13 protein-coding genes and 2 pseudogenes are annotated in these 20,932 nt (G+C 58.1%); 9 read left to right on the top strand and 6 right to left on the bottom strand.

From position 1 onward, the window contains the following. Positions 1–457: UTP--glucose-1-phosphate uridylyltransferase (locus D4765_RS11065; RefSeq protein WP_148671249.1), on the bottom strand; the 457-nt coding region annotated here is incomplete at its 3' end. A gap of 346 nt (positions 458–803) precedes the next feature. Between D4765_RS11065 and D4765_RS11060 the strand changes: the two genes are divergently transcribed. From D4765_RS11060 to D4765_RS11035, 6 genes are all read left to right on the top strand, one after another. Beyond that, positions 804–1,340, top strand: coding sequence for a hypothetical protein (locus D4765_RS11060; protein WP_136642360.1), 537 nt, complete (start codon positions 804–806; stop codon positions 1,338–1,340). A 102-nt stretch (positions 1,341–1,442) separates the two neighbouring features. After that, positions 1,443–2,957, top strand: coding sequence for a tyrosine-protein kinase domain-containing protein (locus D4765_RS11055; RefSeq protein ID WP_136642359.1), 1,515 nt, complete (start codon positions 1,443–1,445; stop codon positions 2,955–2,957). Between the two features lie 93 nt (positions 2,958–3,050). Continuing rightward, on the top strand, positions 3,051–3,620 hold the full coding sequence (locus D4765_RS11050) for an arsenate reductase/protein-tyrosine-phosphatase family protein (RefSeq protein ID WP_136642358.1): 570 nt from the start codon (positions 3,051–3,053) through the stop codon (positions 3,618–3,620). Between the two features lie 55 nt (positions 3,621–3,675). After that, positions 3,676–4,272 carry an arsenate reductase/protein-tyrosine-phosphatase family protein gene (locus D4765_RS11045; RefSeq protein WP_161580424.1) on the top strand — a complete coding sequence of 199 codons (597 nt, stop codon included), beginning with the start codon at positions 3,676–3,678 and terminating at the stop codon, positions 4,270–4,272. 100 nt (positions 4,273–4,372) lie between these two features. Then, entirely contained in the window at positions 4,373–5,806 is a 1,434-nt protein-coding gene (locus D4765_RS11040) for a tyrosine-protein kinase domain-containing protein (protein WP_136642356.1), read from the top strand. A gap of 198 nt (positions 5,807–6,004) precedes the next feature. Further along, positions 6,005–7,402: a sugar transferase gene (locus D4765_RS11035; RefSeq protein ID WP_237280385.1), complete on the top strand. Its 1,398-nt coding sequence runs from the start codon at positions 6,005–6,007 to the stop codon at positions 7,400–7,402. A gap of 10 nt (positions 7,403–7,412) precedes the next feature. Here D4765_RS11035 and D4765_RS11030 read toward each other — a convergent pair whose 3' ends face one another. The 3 genes and pseudogenes from D4765_RS11030 to istA all read right to left on the bottom strand — a co-directional run bounded on the left by D4765_RS11030 (position 7,413) and on the right by istA (position 10,189). Next, positions 7,413–7,643, bottom strand: a complete 231-nt coding sequence (locus D4765_RS11030) for a hypothetical protein (protein WP_136642354.1) — start codon at positions 7,641–7,643, stop codon at positions 7,413–7,415. A 244-nt stretch (positions 7,644–7,887) separates the two neighbouring features. After that, positions 7,888–8,622 (bottom strand): annotated as a pseudogene (locus tag D4765_RS11025) (ATP-binding protein); the annotation flags it as partial. Further along, positions 8,619–10,189: pseudogene (gene istA, locus D4765_RS11020) on the bottom strand (IS21 family transposase). The pseudogenes istA and D4765_RS11025, both read right to left, overlap by 4 nt. A gap of 248 nt (positions 10,190–10,437) precedes the next feature. Between istA and D4765_RS11015 the strand changes: the two are divergent. Continuing rightward, positions 10,438–10,584: a hypothetical protein gene (locus tag D4765_RS11015; RefSeq protein ID WP_136642352.1), complete on the top strand. Its 147-nt coding sequence runs from the start codon at positions 10,438–10,440 to the stop codon at positions 10,582–10,584. A 183-nt stretch (positions 10,585–10,767) separates the two neighbouring features. Here D4765_RS11015 and D4765_RS11010 read toward each other — a convergent pair whose 3' ends face one another. After that, positions 10,768–12,921 carry an acyltransferase family protein gene (locus tag D4765_RS11010; RefSeq protein ID WP_136642351.1) on the bottom strand — a complete coding sequence of 718 codons (2,154 nt, stop codon included), beginning with the start codon at positions 12,919–12,921 and terminating at the stop codon, positions 10,768–10,770. Positions 12,922–12,954: 33 nt separating this feature from the next. Further along, on the bottom strand, positions 12,955–13,905 hold the full coding sequence (locus D4765_RS11005) for an acyltransferase family protein (RefSeq protein WP_136642350.1): 951 nt from the start codon (positions 13,903–13,905) through the stop codon (positions 12,955–12,957). 387 nt (positions 13,906–14,292) lie between these two features. Here D4765_RS11005 and D4765_RS19985 point away from each other — a divergent pair, with 387 nt between their 5' ends. Both D4765_RS19985 and D4765_RS11000 read left to right on the top strand, forming a co-directional pair. After that, positions 14,293–14,421, top strand: a complete 129-nt coding sequence (locus D4765_RS19985; RefSeq protein WP_272898621.1) for a hypothetical protein — start codon at positions 14,293–14,295, stop codon at positions 14,419–14,421. A gap of 637 nt (positions 14,422–15,058) precedes the next feature. Beyond that, a complete protein-coding gene (locus D4765_RS11000; RefSeq protein ID WP_136642349.1) occupies positions 15,059–20,932 on the top strand; it encodes a CBM96 family carbohydrate-binding protein in 5,874 nt (1,957 codons plus the stop codon).

Below are 20,932 nucleotides of genomic sequence, written 5' to 3'. Positions count from 1 at the left end.
TGTGTTCTTGTACTTCGAGCATTTTGGTGAGGAGTGTGTCGCGGGCGTCGATGAGGTCGTCTCCGAGCATCACGGCGAAGGGTTGGTGCCCGACGTGCATTTTCGCGCGGAGCACGGCGTGCCCGAGACCTTTCGGGTCACCCTGGCGCACGTAGTGCATCTCAGCCAGACCCGTAGAGGCGTGCACCATCTTCAGTCGGTGCCCATCGCCCTTCAGCTCAAGCGCCTGCTCGAGTTCGGTGACGCGGTCGAAATGGTTGGCGAGAGCGTGCTTGTTGCGCCCTGTGACGACAAGTACGTCGACCAACCCCGCGTCGACAGCTTCTTCGACGACGTACTGGATGGCCGGTTTGTCGACCACTGGCAGCATCTCTTTCGGCATCGCTTTCGTGGCAGGAAGAAAACGTGTTCCCAGGCCGGCCGCCGGAATCACAACTTTGGTGACAGGTGTGGTCATGCGGTAAGAGTATCGACTTTTCTGCCCCCATTTGGGTGAGAAATGTAACGCGCGCGTTACGAGTGACGGCGAGCCGCCGCTATTCCGCTTGCGCCCAAACGCGGTTGCCAACTCTTCAATTATTGTCCCCCAAACGGGTGTAAATCGTTGTACAAGCTCATTAACACCGCAGTTTTTGCCCAGTTTTCGGGTGATACCAACGAATAGCGTCGTTTTTGACTGATAACTTTCTCACACGAAAACTTCTGCCTCATGCGTTGTGATTTGGAAATTCTCGTCGCACTTGAGGGCGTGTGGCGAATGATTTCTATTCCTTCTGGCACGTCTCAAATGAAAGGTCACGCTCGTGAACTCCAAAAACGAAGCTCCACTGTCAGACTCCGTGGTTGATGCCGAGCCGAAGCGTGGCCTCAGCCGTCGCCAGGTTGCTCTTGGTGCAGCATGGTCAGTTCCCGTCATTGCACTCGCTGTAGCATCTCCCGCGCAGGCGGCCTCGGTCACTCTGCCGACCGCAGCCGTCGGCGGCAGCATCGGTGTCGTTCAGGGCGCCACCGTGCGCACGGCCACCTACAGCGGCGGCTACATGAACTACAACGCTGCCGGCACCACGACCACGTCGGGCAACCTCACGCTGACCTTCGCGTGGCGCACGACCGGTTCATGGACCATGAGCCCGCCCGACACCGCCGGATTCACCGCGCAGGGCTGGATCCAGTCGTCGAGCAGTGCAGGCACCTTGGTCTTCACTCACGCACCGATCGCCGATGGCACCACCGTCACCATTCCCACCGTCAAATGGACCGGCACGAACAAGCCGCAGATCAGCGTCTCCCTCGAGTCTGACAACGACAACGTGAGCGGCACCTCGGTCGCCACCAACTAGTCAAGCAGTTTCACCAAAGCTCCTAAGGCCGCAGTTTGCTAAACTGCGGCCTTAGTTGCGTTTACGCTCGATTAAAGACTCTGAACACATTGAGGAATCACAGTGGAGCTCTCTGACTACCTTCGCGTACTTCGCGCGCACTGGGCGGGTATCGTGCTCATCACGCTGGTTGGGGCAATTCTGTCGTTCGGCTGGACCTTCACCCAGGCAAAGGTGTACTCGGCCAACGCGAGCGGCATCGTATCGCTGCAGTCGAACGGCGACATCGGCTCCAACGCTGTCGGCGATTCACTGTCGAAGTCAAAAGCCACAACCTACGTTCAGGTCGGGGAGTCGCGGGCCGTCGCGCAGCTCGTCATAACGCAGCTCGGGCTCGCAACCACACCTGAAGCCCTCGTAAGCAACGTCTCGGTCTCGAATGTGAAAGACACCCCCACGATCAATGTGACAGCTAAGGCATCGACCGCCGAAGGTGCGAAGAGTCTCGCCGATGCGTGGATCAATGGACTTGCCGCTCAAATCAAGTCGATCGAAGCGCAGAGTCTGGTCGCAGGGAGCTCCGCGGCAGGCTCAACCACCGGTGACGGCATCTTTCTGGTACCGGTCGAGTCGGCAGTCGTGCCCTCGACGCCCATCTTTCCCAACGTGAGACTCACAATCGGGGTGGGTGCTCTCATCGGCCTTATTCTGGGGTTGGCCTACGCGTTTGTACGAAATCTGCTCGACCGGCGCATTCGCACGGTCGAAGCGGTAGAGCGTCAATTCGGGCTTTCGGTTATCGGCACGCTTCCAAAAGACAAACGCCTCGACGACGAACACCGAATTGTTCCCGAGGCAGACAGTACCGATTACGCGACAGAATCCGGGCAGTACGCTCTCGCTGAGGCGCTGCGAGAACTTCGTACCAACCTGCAGTTCATGAACGTCGACAATCCGCCGAGAATTATCGTTGTCACCTCTCCGCTACCGAACGACGGTAAGTCAACGGTGACAGCGAACCTGGCCGTCACGTTGGCGGCCGCGGGCCAAAAAGTGGTCGTGGTCGACGGTGACCTCCGCAAGCCGTCTGTCACCACTGCGTTCGGGCTTGTGCCGGGCGTCGGAATCACCGATCTGCTCATCGGCAAGGCAGAGATCCAAGATGTTCTCCAGCCGTGGGGCAACTCAGGTAACCTCCTGATTCTCGGCGCTGGTTCCATTCCGCCGAACCCGAGTGAACTGCTCGGTTCGCAGGGTATGAGCATCCTGCTGCACGAGCTGTCTCGCGATGCAATCGTTCTTGTCGACGCGCCACCGTTGCTTCCCGTTACTGACGCCGCGGTACTCGCCGCTCGTACCGACGGCGCAATAGTCGTCATCTCCGCGGGCAAGACCACAGTCGACGAGCTCGGCAAAGCACTGACGAACATTGCCAAGACAAATGGAAAGACCCTCGGCGTGATTCTGAACCGTGTTCCCACGAAGGGTGCCCTTGGTCGGGGCTACGGCTACTACTACGGGTCGTACTACGGAACAGACGGCGACACGAAACATGCGACCAAGCGTGTTTCCGCCGAAGACACTGCGGCGGTTGTCAACAACGTCGTGCCGATTCGAACCGGCACGGATTCGCGTTAGTTGAGCGCATCAACCGGCAATCACGCAGCCGCATCGGCCGAACCCGTCAGCCGACGCAGTCGTCGGAGTCTGGTGTCGCCTCGTGAAGAGGGAATGGCCGCACGTGAGTTCGCTGTCATGTTTGTGTGCACAGGCAACATCTGCCGTTCACCCCTGGCAGAGCAGCTTCTCACTGCCGGCATGCGAGCGAACCTACAGAATGATGTCGTCGTAACGAGTGCGGGATTGCAGACGATCGACGGCGTTCCAATGGACCCCCTGTCGGCGCAGCAGTCGGTGCTTTACGGTGGCGATCCGTCGAATGCGATAAGTCACAAAGTCGACCGGGAGTCGAGTCTTCGCCAAGATCTCATTCTGACCATGACGCGAAAACACCAGACCGACATCGTGAGTCGCTATCCGAACCTGTTGAAGCGCACGTTTCTGCTTCGAGAGTTCGCAGAAATCGTAGAAGTTCTTCACACTGACTCTGAGGCAGATACTCGCGTCAACGAACGGCGGAGGCGCATTGTCGTTCAGGCCGCAATGATGCGAGGTCAGCTTACGCGCGGGTCGATTGACTTCGACATAATCGATCCGTACCGCAAATCAGTCGAGGTGCACGCTACTGTCGGCGAATCCATTCACCGAGCGACTTCAACTCTCGCCGAACTGTTTCGATAGGCACTCGCGGTACTTCTACACTGACACTGTTGGGCCATCGATGTTAGGGGAATGCGTGGCTGATTTTGAGATTCTTACGGTCTGTTCTGGCAACATCTGCCGCTCACCGCTGGCGCAACTCCAGCTGCAATCGGCTCTTCGTGATGAGCCGAATGTGGTGGTTGAGAGTGCCGGCGTCGTGGCGGGTGAGGGCGACCCCGTAACCCCGCAGACAGCAGCCATTGCGCTGTCGCTCGGGTTGGATGCATCAGAACATCGAGCACTTTACTTGACCGAGCGGCTCGTTCAGCAGGCCGATCTGCTGCTTGCGATGTCGCGAAGTCATCGCAGGGCCATCGTTGAGCTGGTACCAAAAAAAATTCCTGTCACCTTCACCGTTCGCGAGTTCGCACGACTGTCGGCAAGTCTGACTGACCAGGAGCTCGCCAAATCGCTCATAGGCACGGGTGATCCATCTGAACGTATGAAACTTCTCGTAGCGAGGGTGAGGGGCCAACGGGGAAGTGTCGATCAGGCTGAAAGCCCGGGAGATGACGATGTCACAGACCCTTACGGCAAGGGCGACGAGATTTACCAGAAGTCCGTGGCAGAACTCATGCCGGCACTTGAGCAGGTCGCGAGGGTTCTGCGGCTTCATCGTCTCCAGCCGTAACGAGCGCGAAACGAATGTGCGCACAAATGAGATGGCACTATGTCACGATGGGTGGATTGCTTGTCACCAGTTTGAGTGACGTTACGAAAGGCTGAACTACTTGGAGCTTCGCGACTATCTTCGGGTCCTTCGAAAGGGCTGGGTTCTGATCCTGGCCCTCATGCTGGTGGGAGTCGCCTCGGGGTCGATCTTCTCAATCTTGCAGACGCCGCAGTACCAAGCGCGAAGCAAAGTATTCGTCTCCGTTCAGTCTGCTGGAACGGTGAGCGAGTTGAGCCAGGGTAGTGCCTTCACCCAAAACCAGGTCAAGTCCTACACCGACGTCATCACGACCCCGGCGGTTCTCGACCCTGTCATCAAATCGCTGTCGCTTGATACCACGGCGCAGAGCCTTGCCGACAAAGTGGTGGCGACGACTGCGATTGGAACGGTTGTAGTCGACATCGATGTGACAGATTCCGATCCTGCGCGAGCATCTGCTACTGCGAACGCGATTGCGGCGAGTTTCCAAACGGTTGTTTCGCAACTCGTACCCGCTGATGCCACGGGTGTTTCACCCGTCAAGATCACGGTTCTGCAGGAGGCGCTGGTTCCAACGATCCCAGTGAGCCCGAACACTCGACTGAATATCCTTCTCGGCGTTGTCATCGGCATCATCGCAGGAATCGCTGTGGCGAGTCTCCGTTTCGCGCTCGACACAAAGATTCGAAACGAGCACGATGTCGAGCTCGTCACTGATGCGCCGATTCTCGGGGGCATCGCGTTCGACCCTCGGGCGACCGAACGCCCACTCGTCGTTCAAGACGACCCCCGCAGCCCGCGGTCTGAGTCTTTTCGAACTCTTCGCACCAACCTGCAGTTTTTGACGGCATCGGAAGCCCCGCGGAGCTACGTCATCACCTCTTCTATACCCGGTGAAGGTAAGAGCACCTCGTCGGCAAACCTGGCCATCGTCACCGCCGCTGCTGGTACGCGTGTGGTCATCATCGACGCCGATCTTCGAAAGCCCAAACTGGCCGAGTACTTGGGTATCGAAGGTGGCGCAGGCTTGACCGACGTCCTGGTCGGTCGCGCCGAACTGTCTGACGTTCTTCAGCGCTGGGGAACAAACGGATTGATGGTTCTCCCTGCGGGCCGTATCCCGCCGAACCCGAGTGAGCTTCTCGGATCCGAATCGATGATTCGCCTAATCGCCGTTCTCGAATCGCAATTCGACCTTGTTCTCTTCGACGCACCGCCGCTGTTGCCGGTGACGGATGCCTCGATTCTCGCGAAACACACCGGCGGTGCTCTCATCATGGTGGGAGCGGGAAAAGCGCACAGGGGCCAGCTCAAAGGCTCGGTCGCCGCGCTGAAGAACGTCGGTTCGCAGATCGCGGGTGTGGTTTTGACTATGCTTCCGACGAAGGGGCCCGACTCGTACGGTTACGGCCGCTATGGCTATGGCTATGGCTATGGGTATGGCTTGGAGGAAGAGCCAAAGAGCACCGCAAAAGATCGACGTTCTGCGAAGGCTGCTTCGTCAGTATCATGAGCAGAGGCAGTATGTAAAGGCGTGTAAGCGTTGCCCTGCCTGATCGTTCTGTGAACCACGACCTTCTAAATTTTTCAGCTCGGGACGACGTCGACCCTTGTCTATAGCTCGGGGGAATCATTGAGTTCTAAAGTCGTGAATCAGACAGCGCTTCGCGCCCCCCGCGAACGCGATTGGCGTGACATCTACCGAAGACGATTGGCCATTACCGACTTTGCCGTCATCGTTGTTGTGGTCTTTGGTTCGCAGTTTCTGTTCTTTGGGTGGGCGTCAGCGCAGGTAGCTGGTCTCGCGTCGATGTTCTTACTGAATTATTCGGTGCTCTCTCTCATTTTGATTGTGAGCTGGACCCTGATTCTCAGTGCGTACGGTTCACGAGCCGATCGAGTGGCGGGAACGGGAACGGCCGAGTATCGCATAGTCTTCGATTCGAGTCTCCGATTGTTCGGAGTGTTCGCGATCGTTGCGTTTCTCCTACAATTTGCCTTCAGCCGTGGCTACTTCGTGGTCGCATTTCCCATTGGAACGCTCGGCCTGATCTGCTCACGCTGGCGTTGGCGAAGGTGGCTCAGCAAAGAGCGTGAGCAGGGGCGTTTCACGGCAAAAGTTCTACTCGTTGGGTCTGAAGTCTCGGTGATTCACACCGCTCGACAACTCGCCAGTCAACCTCACGCGGGCTATCTCGTTGTCGGAGCGTGCCTGCCAAGCGGGCGCATTGCCGACTATTTGCCAGGAACGCAAATTCCTGTCGCGGGCTCCGTCGACCGAGTGATGCAGGCTATCGTCGCGACGGGGGCTGACACGGTCGTTCTGACAAGTTCCGATGAGCTTTCGCCAGAGCGTATCCGTGAACTGAGCTGGTCACTCGAACCGGGCCGGCAGCATCTGGTTGTTGCGCCCAGCCTGACCGATATTGGTGGACCTCGTATTCACACCCGGCCCGTCGCCGGATTGCCCCTCATCCACGTCGAGACTCCACGATACGAAGGCTTCAAGAGGTATCAGAAACGGCTCTTCGATCTGGTCACGTCGGGTTCTCTTCTGCTTGTGCTGTCTCCGGTGCTTGCTCTAGTCGCGATGGGCATCCGGCTCAGCACGCCAGGATCTGTCTTTTTTAGGCAGCAGCGTGTTGGGCTGAATGGCTCGCTGTTCTTCATGCTCAAATTCCGGTCTATGGTCGTCGACGCTGAGGCGCAATTGTCTGACCTCGAATCCGCCGACCGGGCTGAAGGGAACACCGTTCTGTTCAAGATGCGAGACGACCCTCGCGTCACCCCCATCGGCAAATGGCTTCGTAGATACAGCCTCGATGAACTACCTCAGCTCATCAATGTGCTCCGCGGTGAAATGTCGCTTATCGGCCCGCGTCCGCCTCTGCAGAAGGAGGTCGACCTCTACGACACTCACGTACACCGACGCTTTCTCGTAAAGCCAGGTATCACAGGTCTCTGGCAGGTCAGTGGCCGTTCGAACCTGTCGTGGGAAGACTCGGTTCGACTAGACCTTTATTACGTCGAGAACTGGTCGATGGTGGGCGACTTCGTGATTCTCATGAAGACGGCACGAGCAGTATTTGGAAGTGACGGGGCCTACTGATCGCCTCTGATCACGCCTCAAATCGGTTATAGACACCTTCGCCTGGGATCATCTCGCCAGCGCTGTATTCGGGCTCGATGAGGCGCGTAGACGAAGAGGGGTCGAGCGACCTGAGGCCTTCGCTGATCTCCAGCATGGCGAGCTCAAGAAGACGAGCTGGCTCTCCATCTGCAAGGATCTGGGCGGCACGCACGGACTGGAGAGCATTTTCGAAGTGATCTCTAGCGACAGCTTTGGTCATGGCGATAGCTCCTTCGGTATGTAACTCGGTCTGGTTCGGCGTCATGCTTGCAATACCGAGCCGTGCTGATCGAGTGTACTTGGATCCACTAGGTTTGGCGCGAGTTGAGTATTTGCCTGTGTAGGGGCCAGTGAATATTGCCTTCGGGGGCCACCGGTATTGCCTTTCGGGGTCGGGCTGTTGCGCGGTTGGGGGCCATTGACGCTCGACCGCGCGACAGGTTATGCCTTGGCTTGGCTTGGCTGGCGGTGTGTTCTCGCATGTTGTGGCCGCCGGTCTCGACCCAGAGCGTGTTGTGCACGATGCGGTCCATGATCGCGTCGGCGTGCACTCCGGAGCCGAGGCGTTGGTGCCAATCGCGTTGGGCGTATTGGGTGCAGAACACCGTCGATGTCTGGTCGTAGCGGCGTTCGAGGAGTTCCAGCAGCATGCTTCTGGTGCTTTCGTCGGGCTCGTCCAGCAGCCACTCATCGATCACTAACAGGGTGAACGACGAGTACTTGTTCAGGAACTTCGTCTGCCCGGAAGGTTTGTCGCGGGCCAGCTGCCAGGCCTCTTCGAGCTCGGGCATTCGGATGTAATGCGCCCGCACCCGGTGCAAGCACGCCGCTTTCGCCAACGCGCACCCCAGATACGATTTCCCCGACCCGGTGAAGCCTTGGAAGACGACGTTCTGTTGCCGGTCGATGAACGAACACGTGCCGAGGCCGGCGATGACGGACCGGTCAAGGCCGCGTTCTTCGACGAGGTCCAGCCGGTGCAGGTCAGCGTTCGGGTAGCGCAGGTTCGCCCGACGGATCAGTCCCTCGACCTTGGTTTGGGTGAAGACGGAGTGGGCGTCATCGACGGCGAGCTTGATCTTCTCCTCGAACGCCAACCCCAAGGTCAGGACGTCGTCCTGCGCGTCGAACGCATCCAGCAGGGTGGCTACACCCATTTCGCGGAGTTTGCGTTTGGTCTCGATATCGATCCGCCTCATCGTGCATCACCTCCGGCGTAGTACTCGGCGCCGCGGACATAGCCGCCGGACTCGGGCTCAACAGGTTCAAAGCGCGGCAGCCTGCGGGTACCGATCTTGTCTTGCCCGGTTTCCAAGATCGGTTGCAGGTGCGCGTACCGGGGTGAGCGGACGCGACCGTCGAGCGCGATCTGGCAGGCTTTCTCCAACCTCTCGGCGGAGTAGCGGCGGGACAGCCGCAGCGCGGCGAGGGCGGCGTCGAAACCTTGTTCTTCCACCGGCACGGCCTCGAAGATCCTGTTCACGACGGTCACCATGTGCGGGCCGACCCGCTCCGCCCGGGCCCCGATCCGCACCGTGTCCCACTCCCGATATTTCTCGCCCTGGGGCTGGTCGGAGTCGTTCGTGCGGTATTCGTTCACGACATGCTCGGCAAACAACAGGTGGCTGGTGAGCCCCTCATGGTTGCGATAAACCTCCAGCACCTGGCTGGTGACGCGCAGGTCGACGCCCTGACCGACATGGGCGTAGGGAGCGGAGTAAAAGTTCTTCTCCCACACCACGTGCCCGTTCTTTTGCACCCGGCGTCCGATGATCCACCGGCTGATCTCATACGGCGTCGCCGGCAACGGCCGCAGTAGTGCTTTCTCCTCGGCGTCGAACACCCTGAGGCGGGAGCCAGCACGTTTCTGGAACGGTTCCCGGTTATAGGCATCCATCCGTTCCCGGATCGCGGACCGCAGCTCGGGCAGCGTTCCGAAGCTCCGATGGCGTAATCCCGCGATCACCCAGGTGGCAACATGAGAGACGGTATTTTCCACTGACGCCTATCTTTTGGTGCCCGAGGTTTGCCCAGCAGCACCGCGACCGAGTAATGCGCAGCCATCTGACGGTAGGCGTCGTTCAACACGATCTCACCCTCGCGCGGGTGCTTGATCAACCCGGTCTTCAAGTTGTCGGGCACGATCCGGGGAACCGTTCCGCCGAACCACTCAAACATCGAAACGTTCGCCAGTAGCCACGTATCTTGCCTCATATCCAACGCCGGCTCCACGAACGCATACCGGGAAAACGGCAGGCACGCGACGAACAAATATACCCGCGACGACTCACCCGTCACCTGATCGATGAGCTGCATCGTCGGCCCCGTCCAGTCGACCTCGACCGTCCTCCCACCCTTGTGACCCACCCGCGACGCCGCCCCCGTGACCAGGGCATGTGCTGCATATGCCTTACAGAATCGGTCGTAACCCATCGCCGGCCGTCCCGCCACGGCGCACCCATCGACATACTCGCCATGCAGCAGCTTCAAGGTCACCCCGACCTTGGCGAGTTCCCTATGCACCGCTTCCCAACCGGGCTGCACGAATACACTTTCGTGCTCCCCCCGACCCGGGAACAGCAACGCATAAAGCTCAGCATCGTTGCGGTCAGTGAGATCGCTGCTGCTGATGCCAGCCTTCTCAGCGGCGTCGAACACTGCCAGTACGCTTTTGCGTGACATGCCCTGCGCGGCAGCGATCGCGCGCCCCGTCATGCCCTCGGCGCGGAGTCGAAGCACCAGTTTCGCTTGAATCCTTCGTACCATTTCATTACTCCTTCTGCCGCGTGCCCCTACACGCGGCGGAAGGAGCTAAGCAGATGGCCCCCAACAGCTATACCCGGTGGCCCCCAACGACACCACTAGCCACATCGACCAGTGGCCCCCAAGGTCAATAACGGTGGCCCCCAAAAGCGCTAATACTCACGAGTAGAACGCCTGTGTAAAGAGCTGGGTACTGCGCCGCTCGGACTCGCTGTGGCGGGTCTCCCTGCGGTGGCGTCCCGTTCACATTCGTGGTCGCCGACTCACTCACGACGAAGGTGCGCGAAGGCGGCCGGGCAATCAACGCTGATGTGCTCGTCGTGATCCGCTTCAACGCAGGCGGCAACTGGAACGTCCTCGGTGGCAAGGGCGAACGCGAAGAAACCGGGGCGGTGTAGATCAGCTTCTTCACCGACCTCGTCTCCCGTGGCCTCGTTAGACTCTGGCTACTTTCCTCCGAACCACAGCGAGGGCTGGACGAAGCGACCACCGCGTAGCGGGTGAGGATCGTGCGAGGCCGCGCCGCCGGGCAGAACTCTGGTGGGTCTGCGTACGTTTGATTCAGCCGGGCGGCGATTCAATCAAACGAGTCCTTTGGCGATTAGCATTTCAAGGAACGCGGGAGTGATTAGAGCGGCATATGTGGGCACCATGTGCACCAGATCTCGCTTGACCGGGGTCGTGCCGACAAACTCAGGGCAGAGATCGCCCGTCGAGCAGAAAAGCAGCCGGGTATCCACATATTGGCCCTGATTGGCAGTCATGACTGCGGCATCGGCGGCGGCCATACTCGACCACTGACCGGTTACCTTGGAGACGCAGCTAGCCGGCTTGCTCGTTGGGGTATAGCAATCTTGAACATTCGTTGCGGCAGGCGGAGGAGACAGGGTCATGACGTTTCCGGCATCTGGACGAATCCGTTCGACGATCGATTGGAAGCCCGTTTGCCAATCAGCCACGTACATCGCTTTGCCAGTCGATTGAAGTTCGGCGAGGGTGTAAGTGTTGGCGACGATGACGAGATCCGGCTTCGAAGCAGCGATTGCCGTAGCAGCGTTTGCTTTTCGAGTCTCGCAAGCTGCAGCTTTGTCGTCGGGTAACTTCGTCTTCACATCGGCAAAAGGGCAACCGTACATTGACATGACGCGAATGTGCCAGCCACCCTGTGCGTAAACCCCTTTGAGAGCGGGTATCCATGCTTGAGCCACGGAGTCGCCCACGAGAATAGCTTCTTTCGACGAGTTAGGATCGCCGAAAGTACATTTGTCTGGGGAGGGGGGCACGAAGTCGCCGCAGGGGAAGATCCCTGGGGGGATCGGATCGTTTGCTATGACGTCGTCGATCGTTGGCGTGAGTTGCGGCCAGTCGGTCGATGCTAAGGCAGCGTCAATCAGAATACCTAGAGCTTGCTGTTCAGGCCCTCCCGTCTGCATCGAGGTCCCAGCCGTCGCGCTTCCTGTCGTCGAGGCCGTCGGTATCAGCCCGGCTGCGATAGGGGCAGGGGTAGGTGAACTGGCGAGCAAGGCCACGGGTAAAATTATCGCCGCGAATGCCGCTACCAGCCCGAAGCCTGCCCACTTGAACTGAGGGAAGAACCTCGCTCGCCACTCTCTCCATGCTCGGCGTTTCCGGTTCGGTGACCCGAATTTTCCCAACCAAGGAGAGAGCCGGAGTGGCTCCTCGATGAAGTAGTACGAGGCGATCGAAAGCGCCAAGGTGAGGCCGAAGATAATGAGATTGACGCTGAAGGTCTGCTCCGGAAGCAGTAGCAGCGAAAAGATGATGATCGGGAAATGCCAGAGATATAGGGAATACGAGATTTTGCCGAGGAACGTCGAGACCGAGTTGTTGATCGGGTACAGATATTTCTGTTCGCCGCCAATGCCGGCGGCAATGACCATTAGCGCCCCGAGAACCGGCAGCAGTGCCCACGGTGCAGGAAATGCGGCAGAGCCGTCGATCACGAACATCGAACCGACAATGGTGGTCAATCCCACCCATCCGGTCACTGTGCGGGCAGGAAGGGGAACCTTCAGGAATAGAGGCGTAGCAATTGCGAGAAGGGCGCCGAGGCCGAGTTCCCAAGCGCGGGAGAACGTAGAGAAGTAGGCGAAATTTGGGTCCGTGGCCGTCTCCCACATCGCGAACATGAACGACGCAACTACTATGATGCCCATGACTACGCCGACTATTATTCGATTGTGGTCGGGCTTCTTAACGGCCTTCGCGGCGACGAATAATGTGAGCAGCATCAGCCACGGCCACACTAGGTAGAACTGTTCTTCCACTGAAAGCGACCAGTAGTGCTGCAACGGCGAAGCTGGCCCAGTCGCTTGAAAGTAGTCGGTACCGACGGCAGCAAAATGCCAGTTTGCGGCGAAAAAGAACGAGAAAATTGCGTCCCACACCGTAGATAACGCCCGTGCCTTGTTGAACAGAATGTTGCCCACAATTGCGGTGACTATGAGCACTGCGGTGGCCGCGGGCACGATTCGGCGTAGCCGCTTCGTATAGAAATCACGTGCAGAGATCGTGCCCGTCTTCTCGTGCGCGCGCAGCAGGAGACCCGTGATGAGGAATCCCGAGATGACAAAGAAAACGTCAACGCCAACAAAGCCGCCCGCGGGCCAGTGCATGAGGTGATCAAAAATCACTGCGACGACCGCTAGTGCGCGAAGCCCCTGAATATCCAAGCGAAGATTTGACTTCTTCTTTGAAACAGTTCTTGAAGACATTGCGGCTTTCTTCTGATGTGGAATTGGGCGACCCTAGAGGGCGGTTGGCGTTGGAAGATAGATCTTCGTGCGGTAGGTGTCGCTTCTCGGACTACGTGCGGTGCACGAGATTCGTGAAACGTCCGGCTGCCCGACAGCACCAGAAAGCGTGCGACGTGACATCGCATCACGGAGGACGAGTTTTTTGAACCTGTCCACGATGTGCTCAATAAAACGGAAAGACAGCCAAGCCACACCCAGGGTGATCGCGCAGACCAGCAAAGCCTGCCACCATCCACCGCGCAAACCGAACCAAACCACCAAGTCAATTACGAGATATTGCCAGATGTATGCGGCAAATCTGACATCTCCAATTCGTTCTGTGAATCGAAATAGGATCCTCGGCCCCATGTATCCGAGGACAACGATGAGATAGCCGAGGGGTATCGATATCAGAAGGGGCTTGAAAGTAGCATAAAACGGTCCGTCGGCAAACACTTTCATACCGAGATGCTGCGCCGTCATGGGTACAACCATCCACCTCTTCACCGGGATGCGGCCCCGATACTTCGCCCAGAAAACTCCGATCGCGAAGCATGCGCCACGTTCTATGAACGTGCGATAGAGCAGCGACAACGGCGCAACCAGGTAGAAGCTACATTCCACTGGGATCGCATAGAGCGGGTCGTTCATTGAGCCGGTGCGGGTGTGATCCCAAGTGTCGGGGCGGTAATTCGGCAGGAGCACGGCGCTCGATCCGAGACAGATAAGGATCTGCGAGCTAATGAGGATAGATAGCTTGGCAGCGCCGAATCCAACCAAAACCACCGCTGCGAGAAGGGCGAATAAATGTACTGCCGGGGCAATACGGAGATGGCGGTTCCAGTCGAGCTGGCGAAAGCTGTGCGTCTTTTCCCAGATGCGATCGGCTTCACGAGAGTTCAAGCGGAGCGAATTCCCGCCGTTGATCCCCTCGACCGGATCCGAAAACGGATTCCCAGACATAACGTTCCCCCCGTCGTTGCCTGCTCAGATCATACCTGAGCGAGTTCTCCTGGTAGAGAGCCTGCGAGGTGAGGTAGTTACCAGCGCCAGTTCTGTCGCTGACCGGTGTGCCTCGACGCAGTTAGCGTGAGGCGGCTAGATGGGTTCTCTGTCCTCTGTTCTCGGATCGGTGATGGCCGTGACGACCCGGGACCAGATTACTGTTCTGGCTGATGTCGTGAACAGAAGCGCTCAGCCATAGATGGAGGCCTAGCGGTGAATCCTTCAATTCCAAGGTTTAGGTGCAGAGAAGGAGGGTGGATTCTGTGACGCCGTTTCCTGTTTTGGGTACGAATCAAAAGGTGCCGCCGGCAGGTTCGCCACGCTCGCATTGGCGTCGCGACTCGCATGCCGGGCATTCACAGCGTCAGCGTTTCCTCCATTCGCACCGAGCCCGGCGGCGTCGATGACTGGGCCTCCTTCGCTCACGTGTATGGAGAACCCGTCGGCCTCGACGAACGCGATGGGCTTGCGTAGCCGTATGGTCCTGGCTCGGTTTGTTCCGGTAGGCACGGACGACAGCGGCAGCTGAGGGGAGCGTGTTGATCATCGTAGCCAGCAGGTTGTGCATCACATTCGGAACCGTGTCGCTCAGCGCTTCGCGGAGCAGGGTAGCAAGGCAAGCGATGTGGGGTGCGGTCATCGTGTTGATCCCCTCGGAGTGGGATGTAGGAGTTTTCACAAAAGATCGCACCGTGATCGCGTTTTCGTCGTGAACGACGGCCGCGCCACCGAGTCACGCCTCCTTGAGGAACGCGGCTGAGTCACTGGGGGTTCCCGTAAAGGGGAAGTTTTCTGCTTAAGGCGCTACGTCCTGCGGATGTGTCGTGAGCTCATCGGGGCCGACTGCTGACCAGAAGGTATGAACCGCACAGCGATCTCTTGGGAACCATGTATTGAATGCGCCGCGACGATTTAGTCGTTTGTAACTCTTTGTAGGGGTATACGACTAGTCTGAGGCACATACCCCCTCGGAAGGGGGGCAGATTGATTGTGTCTTACCTTTGGGGGCAGCGTGAGCCGTGCACGGCTATCTGAGAGACATTCGGCGCAACAGGGCGACATCAGAGATCAATCTCTCAGAGGCAGGGTTGCCGCTCGAATTATAGGCACCGTGCTGTTGGTAGCCATCTTTTCTGGGCTTCTTTCGTTCGTCGATTCGCTGGAAGCGAAGGCTTCTACATCGTCTTCAAAAATGGCCACTGCGGTTCCTCTGGTGTCCCCCATCTCTGCGTCGGATGTCACAAGCACCCATCCCAAGCTGCTGGCCAGCGATGCGGGGTTCGCCGACATAAAGTCGCGGATATCTACAGACTCGACCCTCAACAGTTGGTATCCCACTCTGGTGTATCGGGCCAACCAGATGCTTTCAGCGCCAGTGCTCAACTACACCGTCACTTCGGGAAGATTGCTGGCTGTCAGCGAGAGCCTTGTAGATCGGGCTTACACGTTGGGGTTTGTCTGGCGCATGACAGGTGACAGCCGATATGCCGATCGGCTGTGGGCAGACTTACATGCCGTGTCAAACTTCCCCGATTGGAATCCAAGCCACTTCCTCGATGTCGCCGAAATGTCGCAGGGGTACGCCATTGGGTACGACTGGCTTTACTCGTATTGGACTCCTGCGCAACTCCAGGAAATGTCTAACGGGATCAACGCGAAATCGTTTGCACCAGCCCTCTCTCAGTTTTCGGCAAACGCGTCTTGGGTGACGACCTCCACGAACTGGAACCTGATTTCCAACAGCGGAATAGGGCTGGCCGCTTTGGCATTTTCGGGTGCCCTCCCGGGGCCAACCGATGCTGTGCTCCGAGATGTCAGTACGAGCATCGGCAATGGGTTGAGCGCATATGGGCCTGATGGTGGGTATGAGGAGGGAATTTCCTACTGGTCGTACGCAACCGGTTATCTAACTACTTTCACTTCCGCCCTGTTGTCATCGACCGGTAAGACGTACGGAATACTGCAGGCTCCCGGGCTCTCAGCGACCGGCAACTTTGCGGTGAATCTCACTGGAGCGAGCGGTGCGTCATTCAGTTACGGTGACGCTTACAGCAACGCCCCGCTCACAATGCCGCTTCTCGGCTTGTCGCGTCTGTATAACGACCCCTCTTTAGTCTCTCGGGCGCTGACGGGGTCGACAGGTGCAGACCAGGAAGAAATCTCCGCCCGGGCGATGTTGTGGGCGGTGCCACAGACGGCGGTCACTGGCCAAGCAGCTCAGTCAAAGCCACTGGATGCCACGTTCAGCAACGTGGGTGTCACGACGATGCGTTCGTCGTGGTCCGATCGAAATGGCACGTCGATCGCAATGCGAGCGAGCCCAAACGATAGTTCCTCCCACGCAAATCTCGATGGAGGAGACTTCACGCTCGACTCGCTCGGCGTCAACTGGGCTACCGAGACCGGGGGAACTGATCAATACGATCTTCCGGGATACCTGGACTCCAAACAGACGGGTCAACGGTGGGACTATTACCGTAATAGGGCTGAAGCGCAAAACACGCTTGTCGTGAACCCGAATCTCAGCTCCGGGCAGTCAATCACGGCAAATCCTTCGATTTCCATCTCACATTCTGATTCCGCCGGAGCTGCTGCCATTGCCGATTTGAGCGGCATTTACTCGGGAGTATCTTCATGGAAGCGAGGCATCAGTCTCTTCGATTCCAGACAGCGAGTACTGGTTCAAGATGAAGTGATGTCAAATACCGCGGTTGATGCGTGGTGGTTCATGCACACCAACGCCGATGTCGCGATAGCCTCAGACGGCCGCTCAGCGGTACTCACTCAAAACGGTCAACAACTTCTGGCGAGGATCGCCTCAACAGACTCGTCGACCTTCACGTACATGTCCGACGCGCCATTGCCAGTGTCTCCCTCTCCTGCGGGTCAACAGCTACCGTCTACAGGAAAACTGGCCGTGCATCTGACGGGCAATTCCTCGTTAACATTCGCAGTTGATTTCACTCCTCTTATCACCGGTGGCGCGACACCTGCGTTGGAGCCGGTTGTTGCTTTGAGCCAGTGGCCGACCGCAACTTCGAGCTCGGCTCAATTGGCGAGTGTGACTGTCGACGGTGGCGCATTGTCGGGTTTCACCCCCGCGGTCCTTGCCTACTCGCGCGGAGCGTCAAGCCAAGACGCACCTCCGGTCGTCGCCGCCACCGCAGTGGCAGGTGCGACCGTGACCATAGCTCAAGCCTCTTCAGTGCCGGGCACCGCGACGATGACGGTGTCGAAGTCAGGGCTTTCGACGGCTTTATACCGGATCGTGTTCTTTGTAGGCGCAATTCCTCCAGTGAACGTTGTGGCAACCACAGCGCAGTCGACGGTCAGCAATCTTGTCGACGGCAACATCGAATCTCAATGGAACGTCAATGGTGATCAGTCTGTGGTCTTCGACTACGGTCGGTCCGTCACAATCAAGCATGTCGAAACGTTCTGGCCAGCTATTCCGACGAAGGGTGCGCTCTTCGAGATATACGGATCGAACGACAACCTGACGTGGGCGACCGCTTTCGTCGGAAGCAATTGGGTCGGCAACTCAACCAGAACAACGTTCCTGAACACGCCACTAAAGGCATATCGTTACGTCAAGCTGGCGGTGCACGGAGACAAGCAGTCAAGCCTGAACACAGTGTTGTCGGAGTTTCAAGCTTTCAGCCAGAACACTGTGGCGGAAAACCCTCCTTCATCTACTCCTCACGCCACTGCGGCGGTAGGGAGCACATGGAACGCTCTCAACTCTGGCCAGTCGAATACTCTCGGTGTCACCTTTGCAAAAAGTGATGGAACCAATGTTTCAGTCTCCAACGACAAGATCAGCTATCAGTCTGCCGATCCATCAGTTGCCGCCATAGATTCGAACGGGGTGGTCACGGGCGGTATCGGTGGCGTCACCAGGGTAAGCGCCTCAACTGTCATAGCGGGAGACTGGGTCACGGCGACTCAACCGGTCACAGTGACAGATCCGCTGGCTGTTTCCGTCGCTGTGGGTTCAGATTCGTACGTAATCGGGGGCGGCAGTTCTGCAAACAATTACAGTTCGCAAAACTACATGCAGGTCTTGTCCAAGCCGGCCTACGCGGCCTATGAGCAGAATGCATTCATCGGGTTCTCCCTCAACAGTGTCACAGCCAGTAACGTCGAGTCGGCGAGACTGGTCTTCACTTCGTGGATTGATCCGGCAGACTCTACAGCTGATCTCACGGCGTACGCGGTGAATGGAGCTTGGTCAGAGTCGACGGTTACGTTCAACAATCAACCCGCAATGGAATATCGGGTGGGGAGGACGACCATCGACTCCACTGAGGCCAGCCGCACAATGGACGTAACAGATTTCATTCGCCAGCGCTCCGGTAGCTCTATTTCGTTTGGAATTCGTCAAGACAATCCTCCCGGCGGATTCGGCCCGCAGATATTTATTCGCGGCAAAGGCTCTGCGGCTCCTCCTCGGCTCGAAATCAGGCTCAGACCGGCTGGCGCAGCTCCCATACCAGCGCCAACTGTCAGCACCGCTTACTCGACTGCTGCAAATGAGGGAACCATATCCGGCTCCGTCTCTGGAGCACCCTCTAGCATTGTGGCTATAGATCTGGGAGTATCCAGCCGTTCGCAATGCCCTCCGGTTGCTTTTGACGCGGCAGCACTTCCAACTGTTCTCGTGCAAACCGACAGCTCTGGTGTGGCGAGCTTCGCTGCGACCGGCACCTTCCCGGTTGGCGCTTCCATTATCGCGACAGCTACCTCTAGCGGATCCCGATCGGTAGTGTCTGCCTGCAAACTTGTTGCGCAGAATCCCGGAGCGATGTCGAAGGTCTCGGTGCCGGTGCAGTCGGACTCCTATGTGCAAGGCGGTTCAGCCACTTCGACGAATTACGGCTCTCTGACGTACATGCAAGTGCTATCGAAGCCGGACTACCCCACCTATGAGCAGAACGCTTTTCTTGGATTTTCTTTGAGTGGAATTGACCCCGCAAGAGTTCAATCCGCGACACTGGTCTTCAACGCTTGGGTCGGGCCGGCATCCACCACGGCAAATATTGCTGGATACGCGGCAAACGGTGCTTGGACAGAGTCAGGTATCACCTTTGCGAATCAACCTCCCATGGAGTTCCGGGTCGGAACTACCGGAATCGATTCCACTGCCCAGTCTCGTCAAATGGACGTGACAGACTACGTTCGACAGCGAGCCGGTCAACCGGCGACGATTGCGATTCGCCAGGACCTCCCGAGTGGAGTGATTGGGCCACAGATCTATGTATCAAGCAGGGAGTCATCGACTCCCGCCTACATCGATGTGCGGCTGAGGCCAGCCGGTGTAGCTGGGGTCACGCCGCCATCTGTCACCTCGGCTGTGTCGTCACCGACCAACAAAGGCACAGTCACTGGCACTGTCACGGGGCCAGCGAACAGTTCGGTCATTGTGAGTTTGGGTAACTCGACGCGGGCGCAGTGTCCAGCCGTAATGATTGACGCAACGCAGCTCGCGAGCGTGACGGTCACCACTGATTCAAGCGGATCGGCATCATTCAGTACGACGGGCACGTTTGCCGTAGGGTCGTGGATCATCGCTGCGGCAACAGCCGGAACCGATCGCTCGGCTGTCTCAGCTTGCGTGCCGGTCACTCAGGATCCGAATGCTACTTCCACAGCTTCGATTCCCGTCAATGCCGATTCGTTCGTGATGGGGGGGAATGGATCGGCCTCCAATTTCGGTTCGGCCAACTACATGCAAGAGCTCTCGAAGCCTGCCTATGCTTCCTTCGAACAGCGCGCGTTTGTTGGTTTCTCACTTGCCTCTCTCGCAAACGCCGACATCGTATCTGCGACGTTGGTCTATAACGCTTGGGCGACTACCAGCGGGTCCAGTGCCATCCTGACGTCATATGCAGTGAACAGTGCGTGGTCGGAATCGACACTCACCTTCAACAATCAGCCTCCGATGGACTTCCGGGTGGGATCGACCCAGGTGACCTCAACTGAGGCATCGACGCAGACCGATGTCACCGACTTCGTTCGCTCTCGGCTCGGTACAACTGCGTCGTTCGGCATTCGAGAAGACAACCCTCCAGGTGGAGTTGGTCCCTCGGTTCTCATCCGCGCGCAGGGATCCGCTGCTCCGGCCCACCTGGAGATCGTAATCCGTGCGAAGAACTCAGTCGCCACGGCTGCTCCGACGATTTCTACTGCATATTCGAGTGCATCGGGTGCGGGATCGATCACCGGTAGCGTCTCCGGGCCACCGGCAACGGATGTTGTTCTGAATTTTGTCTCGTCGAACCGGCAGCAGTGCGCCCCGTCACTGTTCGATGGCGCGGCATTACCGGCGACAACAGTTCGCACCAACTCCAGCGGTTCCGCGTCATACTCGGTTGCCGGGAACTTCGCTGTGGGGGACTTTGTTCTCGGAACCGCGACTGTCGCAGGTAATCGATCGGCTGTCTCGAGCTGCAAGCAAGTCGCACAAGACCCCACAGCGACGGCGAAGACCACTGTCGTGACGACCGCCGACTCGTTCGTAGTCGGGGGCAGCAGCTCGGACAACAACTACGGAGCGCTGAGTTATATGCAGGTGTTGTCGAAGCCAGCGTACGCATCATATGAGCAGAGCTCGTATGTTGGTTTCTCTTTGGCAAATGTGTCCGCAGCGACAGTGCAGTCGGCCACGCTAGTTTTCACCTCGTGGGTGGGCCCATCAGATTCCACCGCAACTCTGTCGGCATATGCTGCGACGGGGAACTGGAGCGAGAATGCCCTGACGTTTAACAACCAGCCGACGATGACATCTGTTGCCGGCACTGTTCCGATTGATTCAACTGAAAAATCTAGGCAGATGGATGTCACCGACTTCGTCCGTCAGATGGCGGGCGGCTATGCGACACTCGGGTTTCGGCAGGATGCACCACCCGGAGGCATCGGGCCACAGATCTTTTTGCGCTCGCGTGAGTCGTCGACTCCGGCGACTTTGGTGATTCTGTCGAAGTAG

It is taken from the genome of Subtercola vilae (genome assembly GCF_004923255.1).
Classification (GTDB): domain Bacteria; phylum Actinomycetota; class Actinomycetes; order Actinomycetales; family Microbacteriaceae; genus Subtercola; species Subtercola vilae.
The sequence above is the reverse complement of the archived record's forward strand: the minus strand, read 5'-3'. Positions and strand labels throughout refer to the sequence as shown.

Excerpts from the sequence above, each read along its gene's own strand:
- D4765_RS19985 (WP_272898621.1), top strand. The coding sequence starts at position 14,293 with ATGCCGGGCATTCACAGCGTCAGCGTTTCCTCCATTCGCACCGAGCCC.
- D4765_RS11005 (WP_136642350.1), bottom strand. The coding sequence starts at position 13,905 with ATGTCTGGGAATCCGTTTTCGGATCCGGTCGAGGGGATCAACGGCGGG.
- D4765_RS11030 (WP_136642354.1), bottom strand. The coding sequence starts at position 7,643 with ATGACCAAAGCTGTCGCTAGAGATCACTTCGAAAATGCTCTCCAGTCC.
- D4765_RS11010 (WP_136642351.1), bottom strand. The coding sequence starts at position 12,921 with ATGTCTTCAAGAACTGTTTCAAAGAAGAAGTCAAATCTTCGCTTGGAT.
- D4765_RS11050 (WP_136642358.1), top strand. The coding sequence starts at position 3,051 with ATGGCCGCACGTGAGTTCGCTGTCATGTTTGTGTGCACAGGCAACATC.